This window comes from Mesorhizobium sp. B263B2A (assembly GCF_020165775.1).
Taxonomy (GTDB): Bacteria; Pseudomonadota; Alphaproteobacteria; order Rhizobiales; family Rhizobiaceae; genus Mesorhizobium; species Mesorhizobium opportunistum.
In genome coordinates, this window is the sequence record NZ_JAIUIU010000008.1 from 164497 (window position 1) to 186272 (window position 21776).

Annotated in this window: 18 protein-coding genes and 1 pseudogene; 4 read left to right on the forward strand and 15 right to left on the reverse strand. The window is 59.9% G+C overall.

Annotated elements, in window-relative coordinates; all coding sequences use genetic code 11:
- Positions 1-14: 14 nt before the first annotated feature.
- Both nodB and LB568_RS15685 read right to left on the reverse strand, forming a co-directional pair.
- Complete coding sequence (nodB, locus tag LB568_RS15680) at positions 15-656, reverse strand: chitooligosaccharide deacetylase NodB (RefSeq protein ID WP_064993561.1); 642 nt, start codon at positions 654-656, stop codon at positions 15-17.
- Positions 653-1243, reverse strand: coding sequence for a NodA family N-acyltransferase (locus LB568_RS15685; protein ID WP_064993560.1), 591 nt, complete (start codon positions 1241-1243; stop codon positions 653-655). Before LB568_RS15685 ends, nodB begins: the two co-directional genes overlap by 4 nt.
- Positions 1244-1542: 299 nt before the next feature.
- On the opposite strand from LB568_RS15685, the gene LB568_RS15690 reads away from it, so the two are divergent.
- Entirely contained in the window at positions 1543-2526 is a 984-nt protein-coding gene (locus tag LB568_RS15690) for a LysR family transcriptional regulator (RefSeq protein ID WP_064993559.1), read from the forward strand.
- Here the strand turns inward: LB568_RS15690 and LB568_RS15695 are convergent.
- From LB568_RS15695 to LB568_RS15715, 5 genes are all read right to left on the reverse strand, one after another.
- A complete protein-coding gene (locus tag LB568_RS15695) occupies positions 2514-3011 on the reverse strand; it encodes a hypothetical protein (protein WP_064993558.1) in 498 nt (165 codons plus the stop codon). The two genes, LB568_RS15690 and LB568_RS15695, sit on opposite strands and share 13 nt — an antisense overlap.
- A gap of 234 nt (positions 3012-3245) precedes the next feature.
- Positions 3246-3983 (reverse strand): 3-oxoacyl-[acyl-carrier-protein] reductase, encoded by a 738-nt coding sequence (gene fabG / locus LB568_RS15700; protein WP_064993557.1) that lies wholly within the window; start codon positions 3981-3983, stop codon positions 3246-3248.
- A gap of 285 nt (positions 3984-4268) precedes the next feature.
- Positions 4269-5477 (reverse strand): beta-ketoacyl-[acyl-carrier-protein] synthase family protein, encoded by a 1209-nt coding sequence (locus LB568_RS15705; protein WP_064993556.1) that lies wholly within the window; start codon positions 5475-5477, stop codon positions 4269-4271.
- Positions 5478-5759: an acyl carrier protein gene (locus tag LB568_RS15710; RefSeq protein ID WP_064993555.1), complete on the reverse strand. Its 282-nt coding sequence runs from the start codon at positions 5757-5759 to the stop codon at positions 5478-5480.
- A gap of 213 nt (positions 5760-5972) precedes the next feature.
- Complete coding sequence (locus LB568_RS15715; RefSeq protein WP_064993554.1) at positions 5973-6563, reverse strand: NodA family N-acyltransferase; 591 nt, start codon at positions 6561-6563, stop codon at positions 5973-5975.
- 157 nt (positions 6564-6720) lie between these two features.
- On the opposite strand from LB568_RS15715, the gene LB568_RS15720 reads away from it, so the two are divergent.
- The gene (locus LB568_RS15720) at positions 6721-7638 is read left to right on the forward strand and encodes a LysR family transcriptional regulator (RefSeq protein WP_064993553.1); all 918 of its coding nucleotides are present in this window, start codon (positions 6721-6723) and stop codon (positions 7636-7638) included.
- A 14-nt stretch (positions 7639-7652) separates the two neighbouring features.
- Here LB568_RS15720 and LB568_RS15725 read toward each other — a convergent pair whose 3' ends face one another.
- The 3 genes and pseudogenes from LB568_RS15725 to LB568_RS15735 form a co-directional block, all read right to left on the reverse strand.
- A complete protein-coding gene (locus tag LB568_RS15725) occupies positions 7653-8492 on the reverse strand; it encodes a TIM barrel protein (protein ID WP_064993577.1) in 840 nt (279 codons plus the stop codon).
- 162 nt (positions 8493-8654) lie between these two features.
- Complete coding sequence (locus tag LB568_RS15730; protein WP_064993576.1) at positions 8655-9719, reverse strand: LacI family DNA-binding transcriptional regulator; 1065 nt, start codon at positions 9717-9719, stop codon at positions 8655-8657.
- A 181-nt stretch (positions 9720-9900) separates the two neighbouring features.
- A pseudogene (locus LB568_RS15735) lies at positions 9901-11307 on the reverse strand (dicarboxylate/amino acid:cation symporter); the annotation flags it as partial.
- A 1286-nt stretch (positions 11308-12593) separates the two neighbouring features.
- Between LB568_RS15735 and nifA the strand changes: the two are divergent.
- Both nifA and LB568_RS15745 read left to right on the forward strand, forming a co-directional pair.
- The gene (nifA, locus tag LB568_RS15740; RefSeq protein WP_064993575.1) at positions 12594-14354 is read left to right on the forward strand and encodes a nif-specific transcriptional activator NifA; all 1761 of its coding nucleotides are present in this window, start codon (positions 12594-12596) and stop codon (positions 14352-14354) included.
- Positions 14355-14722: 368 nt separating this feature from the next.
- Positions 14723-14941 (forward strand): hypothetical protein, encoded by a 219-nt coding sequence (locus LB568_RS15745; protein ID WP_064993551.1) that lies wholly within the window; start codon positions 14723-14725, stop codon positions 14939-14941.
- Between the two features lie 418 nt (positions 14942-15359).
- On the opposite strand, the gene LB568_RS15750 is transcribed toward LB568_RS15745, so the two are convergent.
- From LB568_RS15750 to LB568_RS15770, 5 genes are all read right to left on the reverse strand, one after another.
- Complete coding sequence (locus LB568_RS15750; protein ID WP_176479567.1) at positions 15360-15560, reverse strand: hypothetical protein; 201 nt, start codon at positions 15558-15560, stop codon at positions 15360-15362.
- 46 nt (positions 15561-15606) lie between these two features.
- A complete protein-coding gene (locus LB568_RS15755) occupies positions 15607-16128 on the reverse strand; it encodes a hypothetical protein (protein WP_064993549.1) in 522 nt (173 codons plus the stop codon).
- The gene (locus tag LB568_RS15760; protein WP_064993548.1) at positions 16125-16325 is read right to left on the reverse strand and encodes a hypothetical protein; all 201 of its coding nucleotides are present in this window, start codon (positions 16323-16325) and stop codon (positions 16125-16127) included. The genes LB568_RS15755 and LB568_RS15760 overlap by 4 nt, the downstream gene beginning before the upstream one ends.
- Before the next feature lie 1620 nt (positions 16326-17945).
- Positions 17946-19844: an ABC transporter ATP-binding protein gene (locus LB568_RS15765; RefSeq protein ID WP_064993547.1), complete on the reverse strand. Its 1899-nt coding sequence runs from the start codon at positions 19842-19844 to the stop codon at positions 17946-17948.
- Entirely contained in the window at positions 19844-21706 is a 1863-nt protein-coding gene (locus LB568_RS15770; protein ID WP_064993546.1) for an ABC transporter ATP-binding protein, read from the reverse strand. The genes LB568_RS15765 and LB568_RS15770 overlap by 1 nt, the downstream gene beginning before the upstream one ends.
- Positions 21707-21776 lie beyond the last annotated feature (70 nt).

Sequence of the window (21776 nt, forward strand, 5' to 3'; positions counted from 1 at the left end):
AGGATCTCGTTTGTTCAATGATGTTGAGGAAGGGGTCGGACTGTGAATCCGCGGTCGTGCAGCGCTGGGATCAGGCGGGACAGCGCCATAACGGTCTGGTCGCGTGGATTCCTTCGAGAGCAGTCACACCCGTCGTGAAGGAGCACAATCGCGCCCGGGCGGACCCCGGCGAGAACTGCATCGACAATCAAGTCCGCGCCGGGGCGAGACCAGTCTCGCGGATCGACTGACCAATGCAGGGGTGCCAATCCAGTGCTCGCCGAGACTTTGAGAGCTTCTTCGGTCCAGCTCCCATAGGGCGCACGAAAGTACCGCAGCGCAGCTTGGGGGCACGCCATCCTGATGGCGCTGTTCGCCTCAACTATTTCACGTTCAACTTCGCCGGGTTCGCATCTGGACAGGTCGCGATGAGTCATCGTGTGATTGGCCACTTCATGCCCATCCGCAATAATTCGCCGGACAAGCTCCGGCCGGTCTACAGCCGCGTCACCGATCAGGAAGAATGTCGCCGGTGTCCGGTGTTGCGCCAGCACGTCGAGGACCTCCGGTGTCCAAACGGGATCGGGACCGTCGTCAAACGTGAGATAGACGCTGCGCTCTTGGGTGCCGTCTGCGCAGTGACTGGACATTTCACATATGCGGTCCAGATGTTTCATAGCTCCGGACCGTTCCGCTCGATGAAGGTGCCGGACGGCCACTCGTCAATCGACCGCCCAATCGGCGAGACAAAGAGGAGATCGTCCTCCAAGCGCGTGGGCGGCAGGTCGGGATGCATGTCTGCCAGGGTCGAGCGGATGCGAACGTCCGGCACAATCTTCCCAAGCCCCACCTTGCAGAGCCTCTGGATGTGATTTCGCATTTCGTGCCGAACCTGGCCGAAAGCGAATGGAACGCCCATCTGCTGCAGCGCCGGATACAGACTGCGCAGGGACAAGCTGATGCCGAGGCCCTCAAGATCCCTACGCACCCCGTACAATCCGAGTTCGGCCACCAGCACGTCGATTTCGCCAACTTTGATGAACCGGCGCAGTAGACCGAGATGTGCCGCTACACCGTGCGTGTCCCTACCAATTGCGCGGAACTCTGGCCTCGCGCCGAACCAACTGCGGCCGCCTTCGAATCGCATTGCGGAGAAGGTGCCAGTCCCTCCATAGGTTTTGTGCAAGAAGTCTGACAGCTCGACATGCTCATGCAGTTGCAACTCGTTTTCCCAACACAACCTCCACTGCACTTCAGAGCGCATGGAAAGACCTCTGTCCGTTCCTGTTTTCCTGAGGTAAGCGCCTAATGACGGGGAGCTTGTCGCGTCGAGCCGGCGCGATATGGCTTTCGCAGGTCACCGGTGAACTTTAGCCGCACTGGACATGCGATCCGGTCGACACCGGAAGGCGTACGCCAGAAATGCTGTCCGGCACCCACGCAAGCATCAAGTTCCTTTAGGGCTTGCTTACATCTCTTGTGAGGTCCCTATGCGACGTTCAGCAAAACTGGTAAAATCGTTTGTTTCGATGAAAGGTATCCACTCTATGGATAGCCGCACGCATGCGTTTCAAGGGGCTTGATCTCAACCTTCTCGTTGTGCTGGACGCATTGCTGGCCGAGCGCACTCTCTCGGCGGCGGCACGCCGCATAAACCTAAGCCAGCCGGCCATGAGTGCGGCTGTCGCCCGGCTGCGCGACTTTTTCGGTGATGAACTGTTCAGTATGAACGGTCGAGAGCGCATCCTGACCGCACGAGCGATTGCACTTGCCCCCGCAGTCCGCGACGCTCTCCTGCGTATCCAGTCCTCGATTATTTCTTCGGATCCGTTTGACCCGGCTCGATCCGATCGACGCTTTAGGATCATTATTTCCGATTTCGCCACGCTCGTTTTTTTTGAAAAAGTCGTGGAGCGTGTCGCTCGTGAAGCCCCCGCCGTCACGTTCGAATTGCTGCCACTCGATGACTACCCAGACGAGCTCCTCCGGCGCGGCGACATCGACTTTGTAATTCTTCCGAATATGTTCATGTCGGGCGCGTTTCCAAGCGTGGCGCTTTTCGATGAGAAGCTGGTATGCGTGGGCTGTGCCGCCAACAAGCAGCTGCCACGGCAGCTTACATTTGAGAGATACCTGTCGATGAGGCACGTCTGCGTCAGGTTCGGACGTTGGCGCAAGCCCTCTATCGAGGAACTGTTCTTGCTCGAGCACGGCCTAAAAAGACGTGTCGAAGTCGAGGTGCAGGGCTTCAGCATGGTGCCGCCAATGGTGTCCGGCACAGCTCGTATTTCGTCCGTGCCCTTCCGGCTGGTTAAGCACTTCGAAAGAACGTTCCCCCTTAAGGTCGTCGAACTTCCACTGCCGCTTCCCGTTTTCACCGAAGCCGTCCAATGGCTGGCCAACCACAACGGTGATCCAGCCAGCATCTGGATGCGGGAGATAATGGTGCAGGAAGCATCCCGACTTGCTACTCCTGCGAATCCACGCGAGGCCCCCAGCGCTCCTGGATTTGTGTCGGCCGTTACCGCCCACACTCATGTTGCCTGAGGCGACAGATCGTCAGCTGATCGGCAGGTGTTGCGCTTGCAGACTGTGAGACGCCCGGAGCGAGGAGCGGAGCTCGAAGTGCATGTCTCTGGTCGGTACCTCATCCGGTTCGCATCTTGGCTGGCCTTGGTCTGAGGCCCATCGTGGGTTATGCCAGGGTTGCGGTCGATGCTCGCTTCGAAGCTCTGGTTGGAGTTGTCCTGCCATACGCTTGGGTGCAGAAGAAGTTCTCGATCAGATGACGCTTCCAGATCGAGAGGCGGCGGCAAGGCGCGCCTCGGATCGTGCTGGATTGCGATCCTGGCGCCGCGCTCGTTCAGATCGGCAATGATGGTGTTGATGTTGAACCCCGTGTCGGCGATCGGATCGCCGAAGGCGACGCCCTCGATGCGCGGGCGAAACCCCGTATCGAAGCGGCCTCCTGACGGGGGACGAAGCACACAAGTGCCGAGCGGATCGGTGAGCGCAAGGATCTTGGTCGCCATGACGACCCTGGAAAGGCCTGCGCCTGGCTTTGAGACCCCTGTTGCGCTTCCGCGGCACGCGTATCAAACTCATCGCACGGCCATGGGTGCAGCCGTGGCCGGGCTGCGGGATGAACCGTTTACGACAAGCGCCGCGGACGTTTGATCCGCATGCAGCAGCACATGCCCTGCAAACCCCGGCGGTGAGACCTGTCGCGCGATGCCTACGACAAGGTAGGCTCCGGTTACCCGTGCTCAGATCATGGCCATGCCGCCATTGACGTGGACGGTCTGGCCGCTGACGTAGGCTGCTTCATCGGAGGCGAGGTAGGCAACCGCGGACGCGACTTCAGCGCTGGTGCCCATCCGCCGGGTCGGGATCGCCGCCATAATCGCCTCTTTCTGCTTGTCGTTGAGCTTGTCGGTCATGGCCGATTCGATGAAGCCCGGGGCGACGCAGTTGACGGTGATGTTGCGGGTGGCGATCTCCTGCGCCAGAGACTTGGAGAAACCGATCATGCCGGCCTTGGAAGCTGAGTAGTTGGTCTGGCCCGAATTACCGGTGATACCCGAAACTGAAGTGATGTTGATGATGCGGCCGTGGCGGCGGCGCATCATCGGGTGGGTCAGTTCCCGGGTCAGCCGGAAAACGGCGGTCAGGTTGACCTCGAGCACTGAGTCCCAATCGGCGTCCGACATGCGCACGAACAGGCCGTCCTTGGTGATGCCGGCATTGTTGACCAGGATGTCAACCCCTTCGAGATCGGCCTCCGTCTTCTGGCCAAGCGCCTTGACCTCGTCGCGGTTCGACAGGTTGGCCGGAAACAGCTTGACCCGGTCGCCCAGTTCGTTGGCCAGCGTCTCCAGCTTTTCGATGCGCGTACCATGCAGGCCGACAATGGCGCCCTGCGCATGCAGTATCCTGGCTATCGCCTCGCCGATGCCTCCCGATGCCCCGGTGACGAGCGCCTTGCGGCCCTTCAATTCGAACATATCTTGTCCTCTTCTCTTCAGGCCGGCGAATTCGGTTTCGCCTGCCGGAAGTCTCGGCTCGATGGATGGCTTCCTGGGCGCTCCCGATCCGCGGCGACGTAATATTTTATCCAGCCAAACGGCCTTGGTGAGTTCACGCACCAATTGGGTTGCGGCGGCATCGGCCGCACGACCAGACGCGGCTCGACCGATCTGACCACCTGGAGCTGACTGGTGGACACTGGGAGAGCGTTCAGACTGTCTAGCAAGGCTCGCGGAAGGACTTTGCGGCGACATGGACGCTCACTATACGTGCTTGAACGCTAGAACTGCGTTCGTGCCCCCCATGGCAAACGCGTTGCTCATGGCCACACGCACCTTACGCTCGCGCGGCACGTTGGGCGTGACATCGAGATCGCAATCGGGGTCTGGCTCGCGATAGTTGGCGGTCGGAGGTACCACGCCCTCCTGAATCGCCATCACACAGGCGATCATTTCAATCGCGCTGGCTGCACCTAGGCAGTGACCGTGGGTGGATTTGGTGGAAGAGACGGACATCGAATGAGCATGCTCACCGAAGACTCGCTTGATCGCCGCCGTTTCGATTTGATCGTTGGCCTTGGTGCCGGTGCCGTGCGCGTTCAGGTACTCGACGTCCTCTGGATTCAGTTTCGCATCGGCAAGGCAGGCGCGCATCGCGCCTTCCGGCCCGTGAACTGCCGGCGCGGCGATGTGGGAGGCATCGGCAGACAGACCGATGCCCGCGACCTCGGCAAGAATCTTTGCACCCCGGGCGGTAGCATGCTCATAGCTTTCCAGTACGGCCATGCCCGCACCTTCGCCCAGCACCACTCCCTTCCGGTCCGCGGAGAAGGGCCGGCAAGTGTCCGGAGCGAGCACGCGCATGGCTTCCCATGCCTTCATCATCATGTACACGAACGCCGCGTCGCTGCCTCCCGCAAGCATCACGTCGGCCCGGCCATACTTGATCTGGTCTACGGCCGAGGCAATCGCATGATTGCCCGATGCACAGGCGGTGGTGACGGCGAAGACCGGCCCGCGAAGGCCGAGGCTCATGCTGACCTGGCACGCAGCCGCGCTCGGCATCGCCTTTACTCCCGAGAACAGTTCAACGCGGGACGCTCCCCCCAAAAGGACGTCGCGGTAGCCTTTCTCGGTCGCATCGAAGCCGCCGAAGCCGGCACCCACTATTGCGCCAAAGCGATGGGCATTGCCTTCATCGCAGGAGAGTCCGGACTGTCGCATGGCTTCGCGTGCTGCAAGCACGGCAAGCAGGCTGAAACGTCCCATGGAGAGCAGCTGCCGAGGCTCAATGTCGTGCTCAGGCAGCGTCTTGATCTCGGCGCCGATCGCGCCCTCCAGTCCGTGAAGCTGTGCATTGACAATGGGACCGATGGCCGATCGGCCCTCGCGCATGCCTTTCCAGATGGACCCGACATCGGTGCCCAGCCCGCACAGCCCGCCCAGTCCAGTGATGACGACCCGGCGATCCATTCAAGCCGCCTTGTTGAGCAAGCCGCGGATGGCTTCCACCATGTCCCCGACAGTTTGGAGATCAGACCACGCATCGGCCGAGTTCATCTCGATCTTGATGCCGTACGCCTGCTCGAGATCCCAGAGCACGTCCGCCAACCCCAGTGAATCGATCCCGAGCGCAGTCACTTCGTTCGCAGTGGTTATTTCGCCGACGGATGCTGCAGTCGTTCCCTCGGCGTTCTCCGATTCGATGCGCTTCCTGATTATCTCAATGACTTCCGTTATAAGTTGATCAGACATTTGTCTCTTTCCATTTCAGCTTGTTTTTACGTGGCGCGACATAACTCCTTGAGCCGCGCGCATCGGGGAACCAGCCATCAAACTTCTGCAACTGAAGAAGCTTAACGCCCATGGAGCCGGATAAGTCCGGCTGGCCTGCGGCGCAGGCCGCGATGGCGAAGAATCTTGCTGGGAGGCCGTAGCCACTCGGGACGGATATGCAGCCCCGAAGCTTCACAGCTCCGGACCGTTGCGGTCGATCAGCGTGCCGGAGGGCCATTCGTCCATGGAGCGTCCAATTGGCGATACCAACACGAGTACGTCATCCAGGCGCGTGGACGGCAGGTCGTGATGCACATTTGCGCGGCTCGAACGGACCCGGACGCCTGGCACAATGGTGGCTATGCCCTCTCTGCAGTACCTCTCAACATGGTTACGCATGGCGTGCCGAACCGTGCCGAAAGCGAAGGGAACCCCCATCTGCTGCAGGACGGGATATACGGCGCGCATAGAAAAGCTGATTCCGAGCTTCTCAAGATCCTGACGAACGCCATACAGGCCCAACTCAGCCACAAGAACATCGACGTCGCCAACCTTGATGAAGCGGCGCAGTATTCCGATGTGTGCCGCTACGCCCTCAGGGTCGCTGGCAATAAGGCGGAGTTCGGGTCTTGCGCCGGCCCAACTGCGGCCACCTTCGAATGGCTTTGCGCCGAAGACCCCGTTTCGTCCATAGATCTTTCGGAAGAAATCGGAGAGCTCGACATGGTCGGCCACTTGCAAGCTATTTTCCCAGCATAACCTCCACTGCACGGCAGAGCGCATGGAAGAATTTCTCCTTTCGGGTTGTCCTTAAGACGCTCATCACGGCATAGAGGCAGCGGTGATCGGTGCGTCAGGTGTTTGTCCATGCGAGATTTCAGCACAATGATAAAATCCTTTGTTTCGATGGAAGGTATCCACTCTATGGATAGCCGCAGAAATGCGTTTCAGGGGGCTTGATCTCAATCTTCTCGTCGTGCTGGACGCATTGCTGGCCGAGCGCAATCTCTCGGCGGCGGCACGCCGGATCAATCTCAGTCAGCCGGCGATGAGTGCGGCCGTCGCCCGACTGCGCGATTTTTTCGGCGATGAACTGTTCAGCATGAACGGCCGCGAACGTATTCTGACGTCACGTGCGGCAGCACTTGGCCCCGCAGTTCGCGACGCTCTGCTGCACATCCAGCGTACGATTATTTCTTCCGATCCGTTTGACCCGGCTCGATCCGATCGTCGCTTCAGGATCACTATTTCCGATTTCGCCACGCTCGTTTTTTTTGAGAAAGTCGTGGAGCGTGTTGCCCGGGAAGCCCCCGCCGTCAGTTTCGAATTGCTGCCTGTCAACGATAGCCCCGATGAGCTCCTCGGGCGCGGCGACGTCGATTTTGTAGTTCTTCCAGATTTGTTCACGTCGAGCGCGCATTCGAGCGTGGCCTTGTTCGACGAGAGGCTCGTATGCGTCGGCTGTCCCACGAACAGGCAGCTGAGACGGCAACTTACATTCGAGAGATACCTGTCGATGAGGCACGTCTCGGTCAGGTTCGGACGTTCGCTGATGCCGTCCGTCGAGGAATGGTTCTTACTCGAGCATGGTCTTAAAAGACGTGTCGAGGTGGCCGTGCAGGGCTTCAGCATGATCCCACCCATGGTGTCCGGCACGGCTCGTATTGCGACCATGCCCTTCCGGCTGGTTAAGCACTTCGAAAAAACCTTCCCCCTTCAGATTGTGGAACTTCCGCTGCCGCTTCCTGCTTTCACCGAAGCGGTCCAATGGCCAGCACTCCATAATACCGATCCGGCAAGCGTCTGGATGCGCGAGGTAATGATGCAGGAGGCAGCTCGCATGGCTGTTCCGCTGTGACAACACGCGAGGCTTTACACGTCCATTTCGCTTTCTACCTCTTCGACCAACTGCTTTCGCGTCGACAGCACGCGCTGGATGAAATCAATACTGGCGGCAAGCGCGCCAGCGAGCTCGTCAATCGTGCACACTTCCTCTACCAGTTCGAACGAGAAGGGTCCCGCATAGCCATGGTCAAGCAGCGCCTGGATCTGACTGGCATTGTCAGAACCTCCAAGAAGGCGATCCGGGCAAATCCAGAACATCGGGTCGTTCACGCCTGAAATGTGCGCCAGTCCGGTAAGCTCGCCAAACAAGGAGGCCTCGCCGGCGAGCGTGTGGTGGAACGTATCGTGCATCAGGCGAAACACGGTCTGGCCGTCAACCGCGGCAATCGCCTCGACCGCTTCCTTCTTTGATCGGAGCGAGCAGGTTCGAAAGCCCAGCGGCTCAATCAGGCCGACAAGGCCGCGCGATTGGAGGACCGGCTTGAGCGCGTTTAGAGCGAGGCGGAGACAGTCATGGCGCTCGCCAGCGCTGGCGCGCGAGCCGTGGTTGACTGGCACCAGCACGACCGTCTTGGCCCCGCACGCCGCAGCGTAGTCGGCCAGCTTGCTCGCCTCCGCCCGGCGGATGGCAGTCCAGTCGTCGAAGCGCTGCAAAGCGTTCATCGAAATTATCGTGACGCCGGCTTCGGTAGCGGCCGAGCGGACCTCAGCAGCCGGAATGGCGCGTGCAACAGGATTGCTGAAACGATGGTCACGGATTTGAACATCGGTCAGGCCCTGATCACGCGCAATTGCGAAAATTGCACTGACGTCGACAGAAGGCGCCGCCATGTCTTCCAGCGCAAAGCGGGGAGATACCTGGCGCATGGGCTTGGCTTTTCCTTCAAAAAGTGCGGCGCCAGTCTTGTCTGGCTTCTCCGCGCGCCCCACCGCAGGCGGATGCACAAAGCTGATTGGAGCAGGCTAGTCAATCGAGCGATTCTTGCATTTATGATAGAAAATTGGCACGCACTGATAGAATCACATCATTCAGATATTCTCCGGCACATAGATATCGAACGGCAGAAATGTCTGGCCCGATGTCTCCGCCGTGCCGTTCTTGAGGGCGCGGTCCATCAGCAGCATCAGCTCCTGGCAAAGTCGGCGCAGTGGCGTGGCGAGCGCCATCGTGACGATGTCATCCGCGAGAGCCGCCCGTGACTCCGGCGTGATTTCATTCACGATCACGACGAGATCCTGACCGTTGCACTCGTCCCGGAGCGCGGAGATGGCACCCTCCATGCCACCGCCGGCCACGTAGAACCCGACGAGCTCAGGTTCCCGCTGCATAAGATGCAGTAGCGCCTCGTAAGTGATCTGTCGTTTCTCAAAGTTCAAGAGCGTATCGAGCACCTCGAATGCTGGCTCGTTCTCACGGAAATAGGAGCGGAAGCCGCTTTCCCGCAGCTCATGACTCTGGAAACGGTGGCTGCCGACAAACACCGCCACTTTGCCAGGCCGTTTAGCGGCTTTGGAGAACATCCAAGCTGCCGTGCGCCCGACCCTGTGGTTGTTGAGACCTACGTAGCCCTCGCGCGCGCCAGCGGCGAAGTCAGAAAGCAGCGAGAAAACCGGGATGCCTTTTGCCTTGAGCTCCTCGACTGCCGCCGTGATCTTAGGGTGGTCTGGCGCCACCATGCCGATCGCGTGACAGCGCCTACCAAGATTCCTGAGGCTAGCCGCCAGCTCCCCGGGCGAATGCGAAGGCGCGAATTCGATAACCGGAGTGCCATGGAAGGTCTCGGCCGAAGTAACCGCTGCTTCGACCTCGCGCGCGAAATCTTGGTAGAAATGCTGGGCCGGCTTTCTCAGGATGAAGCCTAGCCGGTACTGCGGCAGGTCCCGTTGCAAGCGCTGTTTGATGAGACCCGCCGCATGATAGCCGATCGCGTGGGCGGCTTCATTGACCAGCCGCGCGGTCCGCTCCCGCACCGGAAGACGATCGTTCAGGACGCGATCGACCGTTGCTACGCTCACTCCGGCTTCGCGGGCGAGATCGGCAATTGTGGGGCGCTTGGCCGTCGCGCCAATTCTGATCGGCTGTCCCTGTGTCATCGGCCCGGTCCCGGCGACGGTTCCGGGCGGCAACGTGAAGATTTCGACATGCTCCACGATCGGCAACCTATCCAATGAACAGCGCTCAAGGAGCAACCGAGCATTCGTCGCTCTCGGTTTCGTTTGCGTAAGGCATCCATGTTTCTTGATTCACCGCATTGGCGCTTCTGATCTTGTGTCTCGCGACGCGCTGTTTAGAGCCGCGAGCCGATTGTTTCGTGCTGATGACAGCGCGGCGACTTGATTGGTCGCGCTGCAGCAATCTTGCTGGGGCGGGGTGGCCGGTTTAGTCTCTCGGCAAGCTCCCGCAGAAGGCGGCTTTCATGCGCGCTTCGTCCAATTCGCCTTCCCAGCGGGCGACGACGAGCGCAGCCACCGCGTTACCCACTACATTCGTCAGCGCTCGGCATTCGGACATGAAGCGGTCCACACCAAGGATCAGAGCCATCCCAGCAACGGGAACAGTTGGTATTACGGAAAGCGTGGCGGCCAACGTGACGAAGCCAGCCCCCGTAATACCTGCGGCACCCTTCGAGGAAAGCATCGCGACGACCAACAGGAGAATCTGATCGGCAACCGACAAATGCGTGTTCGTTGCCTGGGCGATGAAGAGGGCGGCAAGCGTCATATAGATATTGGTACCGTCCAGATTGAAGGAATATCCCGTCGGGATGACGAGACCCACGACGGAACGCTTGGCGCCTGCCTTCTCCATTTTCTCCATGAGCGAGGGCAGCGCAGCCTCCGAGGAGGACGTTGCCAGGACCAGCAGCAGCTCTTCCTTGATGTATCGCACGAGAGAAAAGATTGAGAAACCGTTGTATCGGCACACCGCGCCAAGAATCCCGAACACGAAGACGAATGCGGTGAAATAGAACGTCGCGACCAGCATGGCGAGGTTGGCCACTGAACCGATGCCATATTTGCCGATTGTGAAGGCCATGGCGCCGAAAGCGCCGACGGGCGCGGCCTGCATCAGGATGCCGACCAGCTTGAACACCGGCGCGAGTAGCGCTTGAAGCAAGGAAAGCACAGGCTTGCCGGTGTCTCCGGCCATCGCCAGAGCGCTGCCGAACAGAATCGAGAAGAACAGGACCTGCAGGATGTTGCCTTCGGCGAAGGCACCAACGATAGTTGACGGGATGATGTTCATGAGGAAGCCGGTCACCGACTGATCGTGGACCTTGGCCACATAGCCCTGCACGGCCTGGCCATCGAGCGAGGCCGGATCGATATCGAGGCCAGAGCCGGGTTGAACGACATTGGCGACAATGAGACCGACGATCAATGCGAGGCTCGAGAAGGTGAGGAAATAGATCATCGCCTTGCCGGCGACCCGGCCGACCTTCTTGAGATCGTTCATGCCCGCAATGCCGGTCGTTACGGTTAGAAAGATCACAGGTGCGATAATCATCTTCACGAGCTTGATGAAAGCATCGCCCAGCGGCTTCAGAGCCTCTCCGGTGCCCGGATACAAATAGCCGACTGCGACACCGAGGGCGATGGCGGTAAGCACCTGCACGTACAGTTGGGCGTAGAAGGCCTTGCGGGCTGGGGGACCGGCGCTTCGAATCGGTGGAGCCAACAGCTTTTCTCTCCCTGACCGGATCGGGGTGGGCCTCCTCCCTTCCCGCGCTTCTCCATCGCGGCGCTCCGGTCGAGCGCTGCTGTCGTTTCGGCTGCAAGCGTCGTGCCAAGTGGAAATCCCGCGCCCAATCGTGCATGTTCAGACGCTCGGTCACCCGGTGTCCCCGAGGTTTGTGCGGGTTTCCGCACTGGCTGCCTGATCCTGGGCGAAATCCCGCACTTAGGCTCGGCATTGTGCCGCGTCGAAGCAATACGGTCCGGTAGAAGAAAGAGGATTGACAGGGCGCCGTGCAGTAATTGCTTTGCCTGGCAGAGCGGCCGCCGGTTGTGTCTCTGGCGCCCCGATGTCCCCGCTTCCTTGTCGTATTTGCGACCGACCGCCACCGGAGTGGAGGATCACCTACACGAGCGTGCTCTGGCCGCGCTCCCGCCGAAGCAGAGCGTCTCGAAGGGGCCGTCGACAGACCGATTGATCCCGCGGGTCCTGGCGCAACCGTGTGATTGAGGAGATGCTTTGCAGCACGAACACTGAAGCCCGCACGACGACAACTTCGCGCCATGGCACGCGCCAGCCTGCTCTCGTGGGAATGGCATCAAATAGCGAGGAATGAACGATTGTCGCGGTCACTCAGCGAGCCGGAACCAGGAGGACGTCGGCAGCGATTGCCGGCGATAGAAGCGCGCAAATGCGTCGGCTCGCTCAGCGCGCCAGGCACCCTCGAGACGCCGGGGCAAACATCTTTGCCGTTCCCATCGATCTCCTAGAATCTGAATGATGGATTCTATCATAGCCTCTCTCATCCTTTCAGAAATGCAAGGAAGTTCGGTTGATTGGCCACATCGTTCCGAGCAGCTGTTGACTGCCCATCTCGTTCCGAGCAGCAGTGGTGGCCACCGGAAGAGCCTGTAGAGCGCCCCGATTCACTAAGGATAGTCCAGCTATGCATCGAGCATCGCCTCCCGCATTTTTCGTGCCTGCCTTTCATCGGACCCTGACCGAAGCCAAAAACCGAGACCTACTTTTCGTCTTATGCCTCCTGCGGAACTCCGGCGTGCTGCCGCCAACCCCGCGTCACGATTGTTTCTATCGACGTCCCAAGCACTCGTGGCTCCGACGCGCGAGCAAGTGCGCCAATCTGCGGCGGCCTACGGGGCGAAGAAACTCATGCCGGTCCCGGCCAACGGTGGCTGGGGCGCCGATGCCATTTGACCAGGGCCTCTACGCCCGGCGACGTCGCAGGCCCACATGGCGCGGCGTTGCTGTCGCGGCCCGGAATGGAGGATGACATGCTAAATCATGACAACAATCGCCAATCTGAAGAAAGTGCTGAGCAGACGCCGTCATGCTGCCCATCGCTTCACGACGCCAAAATGGAATCCGCTACTCTGCCGTCACGTGAGAGCGAGCTTGCCGGCGTAGTGGAAATATTTACTACAGCACTTGCCGCCCCCTCCGCGCTCGATGTCACGTTGACAAAGGTCGTAGATATTCTGCGATCGTTTCTGCCGATGCGGCACGGCATCATCTCTCTCTTAAACAGTCATGGCGAACTGGAAATCTTCGGCGCCGGCTCGAGCGAGAGCCGCCGTGTGCCGCGGAACGCGATCGACCACATTATGAGGGCGGGCACGCCCCTGGTCACCGAGAACATCGCCTTTCATTCGGCTTTCACCGCCGCCGACACGGACGTGCTCGGGGTCTCCAACAACGCAGCAGTGTCCTTCATCGGCGTTCCCATTCGCGTCGATGCGGATGTCGTGGGCACACTGACCATCGACCACGTACTGGGCGAAGACCCAAGAGCTTGGCTCGATCACAACCTCTATCTGCTCAACCAAATCGCTAATTTGGTAGGTCAGACAGTCAAGTTTCGTCGCTCCCTAGGGGGCGGTCGCCAGCAACCCATGGCCCAGCACGACTTGCAGCCAAAGCAGAACCAACCGGCGCGGCAGCGTAACAAGATTCACATCGAGGGGATGATTGGCGACAGTTTGCCGTTTCGCGATCTGATTGAGAATATCCAGGTCGTAGCCAAGCTCAAGATTGCGGTTCTGTTGCGAGGCGAGTCGGGTACCGGGAAGGAGAAGGTCGCCAAGGCCCTCCATGATTTGTCGCCGCGCGCCAAACGCCCCTTCATCAAGGTCAATTGCGCTGCGCTATCCGAGACAGTCCTGGAATCCGAATTGTTCGGTCACGAGAAGGGCGCATTCACAAGCGCGTTCAACTCGCGCAAGGGGCGCTTTGAGCTCGCCGACAAAGGGACGCTGTTCCTGGACGAGATCGGCGAGATCTCGCCATCGTTCCAGGCAAAGCTCTTGCGTGTGCTGCAGGAGCAGGAGTTCGAGCGCGTCGGCGGCAACCAGACCGTCAAAGTCGATGTTCGGATCATCGCTGCCACGAACAAGAACCTGGAAGAGGCAGTTGCCAGAAATGAGTTCCGGGAGGACCTCTATTACCGCATCAATGTGTTTACGGTGCGGGTGCCGGCGCTGCGCGAAAGGCGCAGTGATATTCCGCTCCTCGCAGCCGAGTTTCTCAAAAATTTCAATGATGAGAACGGCGTTACGATGACCCTCGATCCCGGTGCGGTTGAAGTGCTGATGAACTGTGATTTTCCCGGCAACATTCGCGAGCTCCAGAACTGCGTGTATCGGACAGCCGTTCTGGCGATGGGGGCATCGATAGGGAGAGGCGACTTTGCATGCTGCCAAGGCCAATGCTTCGCAGCGGCGCTGCATAAGGTCAGATCCGTCAGCCTGGCGCTGCAATCGCGTCCGATGTTGCCGGCGCCAGGGGGTGCGGCCATAACGCCGGCTGCTGCCGGTACGTCTCCCTCCGTCGCAGTCCCGCCTGAGACTACAGGGGAGCCGCCACTCAGCAGGATAGCTCACTTGAACGGTACGAGAACGACCGGTGCTGAAGCTGTCATCGCGGCCATGGAAAGATGTGGCTGGGTCCAGGCAAAGGCGGCACGCCTGCTTGGACTGACGCCGCGCCAGATTGGCTACACGCTGAGGAAATACGGCATTGAGATCAAACGTCTGTGAAGAATCAACCGAACCAGATGAAGCCTTGGTGCTTTGGCGCCTTGAGACGAGCGATGTGGGGTCCCCGCGTCGCCATTTCGATTCGATCGACCCAGGCAAGAACATGGGGCCATGACGCTTTGCTACCTAGCAATGAGATTGGCGGGCAGGAGGCCAATTTCAAGCTGTTTCGACCTGGTTGGCCCCAACGACAGGTGGCCGTTATGTAAAGCAAAATAGAACGAGGAACCGGTGACCGGTGCTACCACCCGATATGAGCTCTGTGCGCTCGCTATCCTTTTTGGTGTAGAACACGTCCATGCTAAAGACTCCTGTAAATTGCGGGCCCGCCTTTAAATTGCGGGCCCGCCTTTTCGCAGGAGCCCACGATGTCTTTTGAAAGGAAAATCTGGAAGGGCGTGCCGACCAAGATCGAAGAGAACCCTTGGCAGGCCGCACACCTTATTGACGAGGACTTGTACGATGGATCGGTGATCGCAGAGCAATGGATCGTTGCAGCGGCCGACTGGCGGTTTGGGCCTGAACAGGTTCGGTGCGTCGGAGCCGGGTCCCAGGCGCCCGGTAGCGGGAGCATCCCGGCGAAGTAGTTCATCTCGACATCAAGAGCTGGGCCGGCCTTGGCCTCGTCGGACATCGCATCACCGGCGGCAAACGGGCGTAGTCAATCGCCTCCTCGGCATCGGCGGGATTCGTCCATGTCTGGATCGACAATGCTCCGTGTGTGTCCGCTTTCGTCCAGGTCATGTCCGACAAGCGCAAGGTGTCCGCGGTCCTCAGAAGCCGCTGGTGTGGTTTGCCCGCTCTTGCTGATTCACGCCTGATGTTGGTCATTCATCTGACGACGTTGCTTGCGCCGGCAAGGGAAAGGTCTCGTCAATGCCAAACACAGGGTACGCACGAAGGGTGACCCTCACAGCTGCGATGTCCGACGAGTCACGCGAACTCCTGATCCAGGCGAAGACCCGACCACTGTCTACAGAGTGATTGAAGCAACGCCTCGGGGCCTTAACTGAAAGATTCCTCCAGCTGGCGGCGCAAGAACAATAGCGCCACGACTGAGACCGGTACGCCGGCGAACTGGATGGCCGACGTCGCCAGCAGCGCGATCGCTACTAGCGGCGCCGGCGCTGGGCCGCCGAACCCGTTGATGATCAAGCGGATCAGGGCTGCCTCGCGCGGCTTGTGCCGCGTTGGTTTGTACCCCATCAGACTCCCTTCATCCTATTGTCACGGCCGGCAGCTGCGACGATAACTAGCCCGAAATCTTGAACCTCCTGCCGACCCACGACAGCCACTTGGCCCGCCTGGGGTGGCGCGGGGAAGGGCAGGGCGCTCCGTGCATCAGGGACACGACCGGGAGCCCGGAGTGCGAATCGAACTTGCAGGCGATCTCTACAGCCTGCTGTGAGGTCCCGCCGGATTCGAGAATGGCCTCCGCGTAATGGGAGCCGCTGCCGACAACAAAATAGGGGCTTTCGAGCATGCCGGTCAGTGTCCAGGCGCCAGACGCCACTTGAGCGCGCCCGTCGGGATGAACGACCAGCAGACCGACGTTGGAGCCTTTTACACCCTCTGGCGTGTTGTGAACGTCAGCGCCAGCGGCGTACCAGTCCAGAATGGCCTCACCGGCGCCAACCTGGGGAGTCGTTGCGCCAATCAGGCGTCCATCCGGAAGACGGCGGATTTTGAGCTTGGAGCCGATTGACCCCAGGCCGGCGCCGTAGGCACGGCTGTCGGCGGCCATTACGCCGTGTTTGTAGGCGATCGTCGTCACAGCCACGTCCCCTCGTCAACCTTGCTCATGGCCGCGTCGGCCGAGCGTACGATCTCGACAGTGTCGACGCCGGCAGCGACCGTTTTCGCGGTTAGTTCCTGGGGCTGGAGCCCTCGATTCTTGACGACTGCCCTGGCCTCGGTCACGCATTGGTTGGCGATCTTGTGGATCTCCCGGTCCAATTGTGCGGTATCCATCTTTACTCCTGCTAACGGTTTCGAATTCCTTGCTATTTCGGTAACGGTCACGCAATCCTCGTGCCAAGGAGAGCGCCGACAACAGCAAAATGCCGGGCGTGCAGGTCACTTGTCGATTGCGCAGTCGTCGCCGGCTGGCGCGTGTGCAGGTTCACGTGGTTTTCGTCTCTGGGGTGCTATCTGAGTTGGCCCTTGCTGGCGGAGGCCAGAGCGCCGTGGCCACGTTGCGCGAGGGGATGTGCCGTGCCCCGAAGGTCTCGTATTCGTAGCGCTGAGGTATCATCGAGCTCACAGCGGTTTCCGGTGAGATAGGCGTCGGGATCGGCCAGAAAAGCGAGCGCCTGCTTGCGCGAGATCGTCAGCTCGCGCCCAGCATTTAGATGGAGACGCCGGCGAGACGGAGCGATCGCATCTGCGGCACTCGAGAGGAAAAAGGCGAGCGGATAGCGCAATTGGTGCTCCTGCCATGGTCGGGAACGCCCCGCCCTTAACGAAAGGCCGGTAGTCGGACCGCATTCGCCGATGCTGCACAACACGTGCCGTCTGCTGGATTGACGCGATCTTGCGAAGGAGTGCTCGAACTATGCCCGAAAATGAGTTCTCACGCTGACGCCCGCAGACTTGCCGGCCTCATCCCGGTGAGACGTAGCCTGCCGTCGCCGAACTTGGAAAAGGCGGGCTGGCCTCGATATTGGCTGACGGCTGTGTCGAGTGTCCAGCAGGCAGAACCTAGAAACTGGCGATGAACACGGCGAAGACGGCCAGCTTCGGCAATGATGGTTGAGCGACGCGGCTACTGGAACGCGACTGGGGCGAACGTAGACTGGTCGCGGGTTCGTCGATTACGCTCCCACAAACAGCGGGGAGGTGCCTTGCACCAGACGGCTGGGCGCCGGGTCCGCGGGATCAATGGCTGCCGAACCGACTCTAGGCCGAATGGCCTCCAGCGGTCTCGTGCTCAATCGCGTCCCACTCGCTGCCCCACTTTTCCGGTATCCGAGTACGATAGCGGTCTATGATCGCCATCCGACACGGAGTGTCGGATTGTCGGGTCCGCGACAAACCTCTTCGTTCAGGCACTTTCTTGTCTAGGGCTTAGGCTAACCGCTGGAAACGAATGTCGGGTCGATGGGTGAGTTGATACGATTTTTGCGAGCCTTGGTGTGGAGCAGGAAGAGGTGGGATCTTGGAAGCGTGGACCGTCGATGCCACACGCTCGGCGCGCGGCAGCCGGTTTGCCTCGACCAGAGCCACACGCTGTTGCGGGACAGTATGCTACCGAGGAAAAACCTGAAGTGACCGCAGATCAAACATCATCCGCTGGACAGTTGCCCACCCGTCGGGGCTTATGGCCCTGCGTCAGGTCTACAGCGTTTCTTCAACGCTTGGAGGCAGATGGTTGCCGCCGTTTTCTGGATCGGTCTCGTTCGCACGGCTTCTTGTCCAGGGCTTGCTGGAGGCGAGGCAGCGTTCGTCTGATTGGAAACGGATTAGGGTTATCCCGCTCATCATACGGCCGTCACGCGGTTGGCTTCCTTGAGTGCGAGTGGTTTTCTCTGCCCGCTTCATCCGCGGCGTTCGCCGACGCGCCTAAAGCGGATACTGCCGGCGATGCTTGCATCAGGTACGAGAGGCGGCTTTTACGGTCGCATCAGCTTCCTCTTTGGGAATGTCGTCGAAGGATGAGTAGTTCAGATCGTACAGTTTGGAATAGAGCCCGCCCATAGCCATCAGTTTGTCGTGGTTGCCGGTCTCGATAACCTGGCCGTTCTGAAGTACGATGATCCGATCGGCATAGCGGATTGTGGCGAGCCGGTGAGCGATGACGAGGCCAGTGCGGCCTTCCAGGAGTTTTCTCAGAGCCTTCTGGATCAACATTTCCGTGTAGCTGTCTATGTTGGCGGTGGCCTCGTCAAGAACCAGGATCTTGGCGTCGGCAACAAGAGCGCGGGCGAAACTGACAAGCTGACGCTGGCCGAGAGAAAGGTTGCCGCCGCGTTCGCCGAGCTGGGTTTCATACCCGTTGGGAAGGCTCGTGATGAAGTCGTGGGCTCCGACCACCTTAGCGGCCTCGATCACCCTGTCGCGCGTGGCCTCGGTCTTGTGATAGCGGATGTTCTCGAAGACTGTCCCGGTGAACAGGAACGGTTCCTGCAGTACCATGGCGATCTGGAGGCCGAGGGATTCCTGGGTGAGGTCGCGCACATCGCGTCCGCCGACCAGCACCTGGCCTTGCTGAACATCATAGAAGCGGTGGACGAGGGCCATTGCGCTCGATTTACCAGAGCCGGTCGGCCCGACCAAGGCGACGGTCTCGCCGGGATTGACCTCGAAAGATACGTTGCTCAGCACCGGATGGTTGGGATCGTAGCCGAACGTAACGTTCCTGAACTCAACCGAGCAGTCCATTTCCGCCGAAAGTACCCGCGCGTCGCGTTTGTCCTGCACCTCGATCTGGACGTCCAGCACCTCGGTCAGGCGCTTGCCGGAGGCCATCGCTCTCTGCATGACCGAATATTGCAGGGTAAGTGAACGAATTGGGTCAAAGAAGCGTTGGATATAGAATATGTAGGCAACCAACGCTCCTACTTCGATGGGACCATTCATGGAGCCGCCGACCACAATTACGACAGCCATGGCGAGGCCTGTGAGGCCATCCACGATCGGCACCATTATCTGTGTATACCTGGCAGCGATCAGGTGGGTTGTGAGGTCAGCATGTGCCTTGTCGTCATACAATGCGAAGTTTACCTGCTGGCGGTCCATGGACTGAACGGTGCGCACGCCGTGAATGGCTTCGGCCAACGCGCCGTTAACAACTGAATTGGTGTCTTGTGCAGCAGTGAAGGCGTCGCGAGCACGCGGCAGCCAGACGATGCGGATAACCAACAGGACCGGCAAGACAGAGAGCGTCAGAAGGCCGAGCCTGAAGTTGACGCACAGCATAACGACAATGATGCCGAAGAGAAGCGTTATGTCGCCTACAGAGTAGATTGAGCTTTCGAGGAATTCCTGGATAGAGTTGACGTCGCCTTGGAGGCGGGACATCAGGCGTCCGATCTCGGTCTTGTCCATGAAGGAGAGCGATACCATCTGCAGATGCGCAAACATGGCGCGGCGGATGTCGAAGAGGACGTTTCCGGCCATTTTCCCGATCACGGCTTCCTGTGCGTAAGCGGCGCCGAAATTAACCAGAATGGCGAGCGCAAACGCGCCGGCGGCCTCAAGCAGTGCGGAGCGATCAACGCCTGCCGGGGTTATGGCCTCGTTGATCGCGTAGCGGATGATCAGCGGGATGAGAAGCTGCGTGCCAGTGAAAATCAGTAATGCGGCGACGGAGACGGCTGCCGTGGCCTGGTAGGGACGAACGAAGGCCCAGATGCGCCGAACGATCTTTTGGTCAAAGGCCCGGCCGAACATCTCCTCCTCGGCGCGATGGGAACCGACGACCGCGCGCGGGGGACGTCTGCCGCCGTCATTGGGTTCGATTTCGATTTCGCTGGCGTGCTCCTGGGCCATCAGGGCGCGCCCCTATACTTCGTCACAATGTCATCTCCCGGGCGCAACTGCAGATCATGAAGGGCCTTGTAGCGTCCTTGCTTGGCCAAAAGCTCTTGATGGGTACCACGTTCCACGATCTTGCCGTTGTCGACAAACAGGATCCGGTCGGCGTGCTTGAGCGAACTTAGCCGGTGGGCGATGATGATCGTCACCCTATCCTTGGCGAAACGCCGTATCGCCACGCGAATGCGCTGTTCGGTGGCGGCGTCGATCGCGGCCGTTGAGTCGTCGAAAATGACGACTGATGGACGCAACATCATGGTGCGAGCTATGGTGAGGCGCTGCCGCTGACCCCCTGACAGAGAAGTGCCCCGTTCGCCGACGACCGTCTTGTAACCTGCGGGGAGGCCCAGGATGTAGTTGTGCAACTGGGCGGATTCGCTAGCGCGCTCGATCCGCTGTTCCTTTGCCCAAGGGTCGCCATAAGCGATGTTGTTCTCGATCGTGGTAGTGAACAGGAATGCATCCTGCTGTACGACAGCGACCGCCTTGCGAAGCGTGGCGAGGGTGACCCCACGGATGTCCTGCCCGTCAAGCATGATGGCGCCCCCAGTGACGTCGTAAAAGCGGGGGATCAGGTGAGCGATTGTCGATTTGCCCGAACCCGGCGGACCCACGATCGCGATCGTCTCGCCCCTACGGGCACAAAAAGTGACATTCTCAAGAACGGCCCGGTTTCCGGTGCCGGGATATGCAAACGAGACATTGTCGAAGCGCAGAGTGCCTTCACCGATCTCAAGTGGTCGGGCGGTGGGAACATCCCTGATCGTATTGTCCTGATCGAGCAGACCGAAGAGGCGCGAACCGCAAGTATAAGCGCGGGCGAAGCCGTTGACCATCAGGCCAATCTGCCGGACGGGCATTTGCAGGATCGTCATGAAGGCCAGGAACATGGTGAGCGTCCCAACGCTGATCTGGCCGACGATGACCTTGTTGCAACCGATCCAGAGGACCAACCCCATGGCGAGAAAGAAGGCCAGGGTCATCGCCGACGTATTTGGCACGTACACGTCAACCTGCTGGTGAGCGACTTCGAGCGCGTTTTTCGACGCGCGGTCGAACTTTGCCATCTCGTAGGCCTGTGCCGAAAAGGCCCGGACAACGCGGATACCCGCCAGATTTTCCTCCATCACACGGCCGAGGACGGAAAGCCGCTCCTGCAGGTTGAGCCAGATGGCGCGTAGCTTGACCTGCGTGATCGACGATCGCCAGGCTACGAAAGGCACGAAGCTCAGCGCGATGAAACCGAGCAGCGTGTCGGTTGAGATCATCCTGTAGCCGCCGATCCCGATCAGCATGGTGAGCAGAAGCAAGCGAACCAGGGCGGTGGAAAAATACATCCGCACACCATCGAGATCGAGGATGCCGAGGGTGATCAGGTCGCCTGAATGCACCCGGTCGTGAAAGGAAAAGCTGAGGCGCTGGACCTTGTCGTAAAAAGCCAGCCGCAGTTCGTACGCGACGTGATGTCCGACGGCCTCGGCAAAATAGTTTTGCGCCATCGTGAAAAGGCCGCGTAGCGTACTCGCGGCGAGCAGCAGGAGAGCCGGAACCCACAGCGCTTGTTCTGCAGCCGCCCCCGTGGCACCGCCCCCGAGGACTACCTTGGTCTGGTCGATAGCGTCGCCGAGAAGCTGGGGAATGAGCACCTGCAGGATTACGGCTGCGATAGTCGACCCGATCGCAAGCGCGGCTTGGCCCGGATGCCTCAGATTCATGCGCGTGATGCGCAGCAGCGTGCTCAAGCCCCGGCCCCACCCGGCCGCTTTCACATGCGCGGACGATTTGAGAGAGGTCGTGCCAACAGCATCACTGCTCACGGTGTGTCCCTAACTTAACTTAGCGCCTTCAAAAACAAGCCATCGACTCACACCAACGAAGTCCTCAAGT

Bases quoted from the DNA above. Each gene is read 5' to 3' on its own strand.
- LB568_RS15720 (WP_064993553.1), top strand. From the start codon at position 6,721: ATGCGTTTCAGGGGGCTTGATCTCAATCTTCTCGTCGTGCTGGACGCA.
- LB568_RS15705 (WP_064993556.1), bottom strand. From the start codon at position 5,477: ATGGATCGCCGGGTCGTCATCACTGGACTGGGCGGGCTGTGCGGGCTG.
- nifA (WP_064993575.1), top strand. From the start codon at position 12,594: ATGCTAAATCATGACAACAATCGCCAATCTGAAGAAAGTGCTGAGCAG.
- LB568_RS15745 (WP_064993551.1), top strand. From the start codon at position 14,723: ATGTCTTTTGAAAGGAAAATCTGGAAGGGCGTGCCGACCAAGATCGAA.
- LB568_RS15690 (WP_064993559.1), top strand. From the start codon at position 1,543: ATGCGTTTCAAGGGGCTTGATCTCAACCTTCTCGTTGTGCTGGACGCA.
- LB568_RS15760 (WP_064993548.1), bottom strand. From the start codon at position 16,325: ATGGATACCGCACAATTGGACCGGGAGATCCACAAGATCGCCAACCAA.
- nodB (WP_064993561.1), bottom strand. From the start codon at position 656: ATGAAACATCTGGACCGCATATGTGAAATGTCCAGTCACTGCGCAGAC.
- LB568_RS15750 (WP_176479567.1), bottom strand. From the start codon at position 15,560: ATGGGGTACAAACCAACGCGGCACAAGCCGCGCGAGGCAGCCCTGATC.
- LB568_RS15695 (WP_064993558.1), bottom strand. From the start codon at position 3,011: ATGGCGACCAAGATCCTTGCGCTCACCGATCCGCTCGGCACTTGTGTG.
- LB568_RS15765 (WP_064993547.1), bottom strand. From the start codon at position 19,844: ATGGCCCAGGAGCACGCCAGCGAAATCGAAATCGAACCCAATGACGGC.
- LB568_RS15715 (WP_064993554.1), bottom strand. From the start codon at position 6,563: ATGCGCTCTGCCGTGCAGTGGAGGTTATGCTGGGAAAATAGCTTGCAA.
- LB568_RS15730 (WP_064993576.1), bottom strand. From the start codon at position 9,719: ATGACACAGGGACAGCCGATCAGAATTGGCGCGACGGCCAAGCGCCCC.
- LB568_RS15710 (WP_064993555.1), bottom strand. From the start codon at position 5,759: ATGTCTGATCAACTTATAACGGAAGTCATTGAGATAATCAGGAAGCGC.
- LB568_RS15725 (WP_064993577.1), bottom strand. From the start codon at position 8,492: ATGCGCCAGGTATCTCCCCGCTTTGCGCTGGAAGACATGGCGGCGCCT.
- LB568_RS15685 (WP_064993560.1), bottom strand. From the start codon at position 1,243: ATGCGCTCTGAAGTGCAGTGGAGGTTGTGTTGGGAAAACGAGTTGCAA.
- fabG (WP_064993557.1), bottom strand. From the start codon at position 3,983: ATGTTCGAATTGAAGGGCCGCAAGGCGCTCGTCACCGGGGCATCGGGA.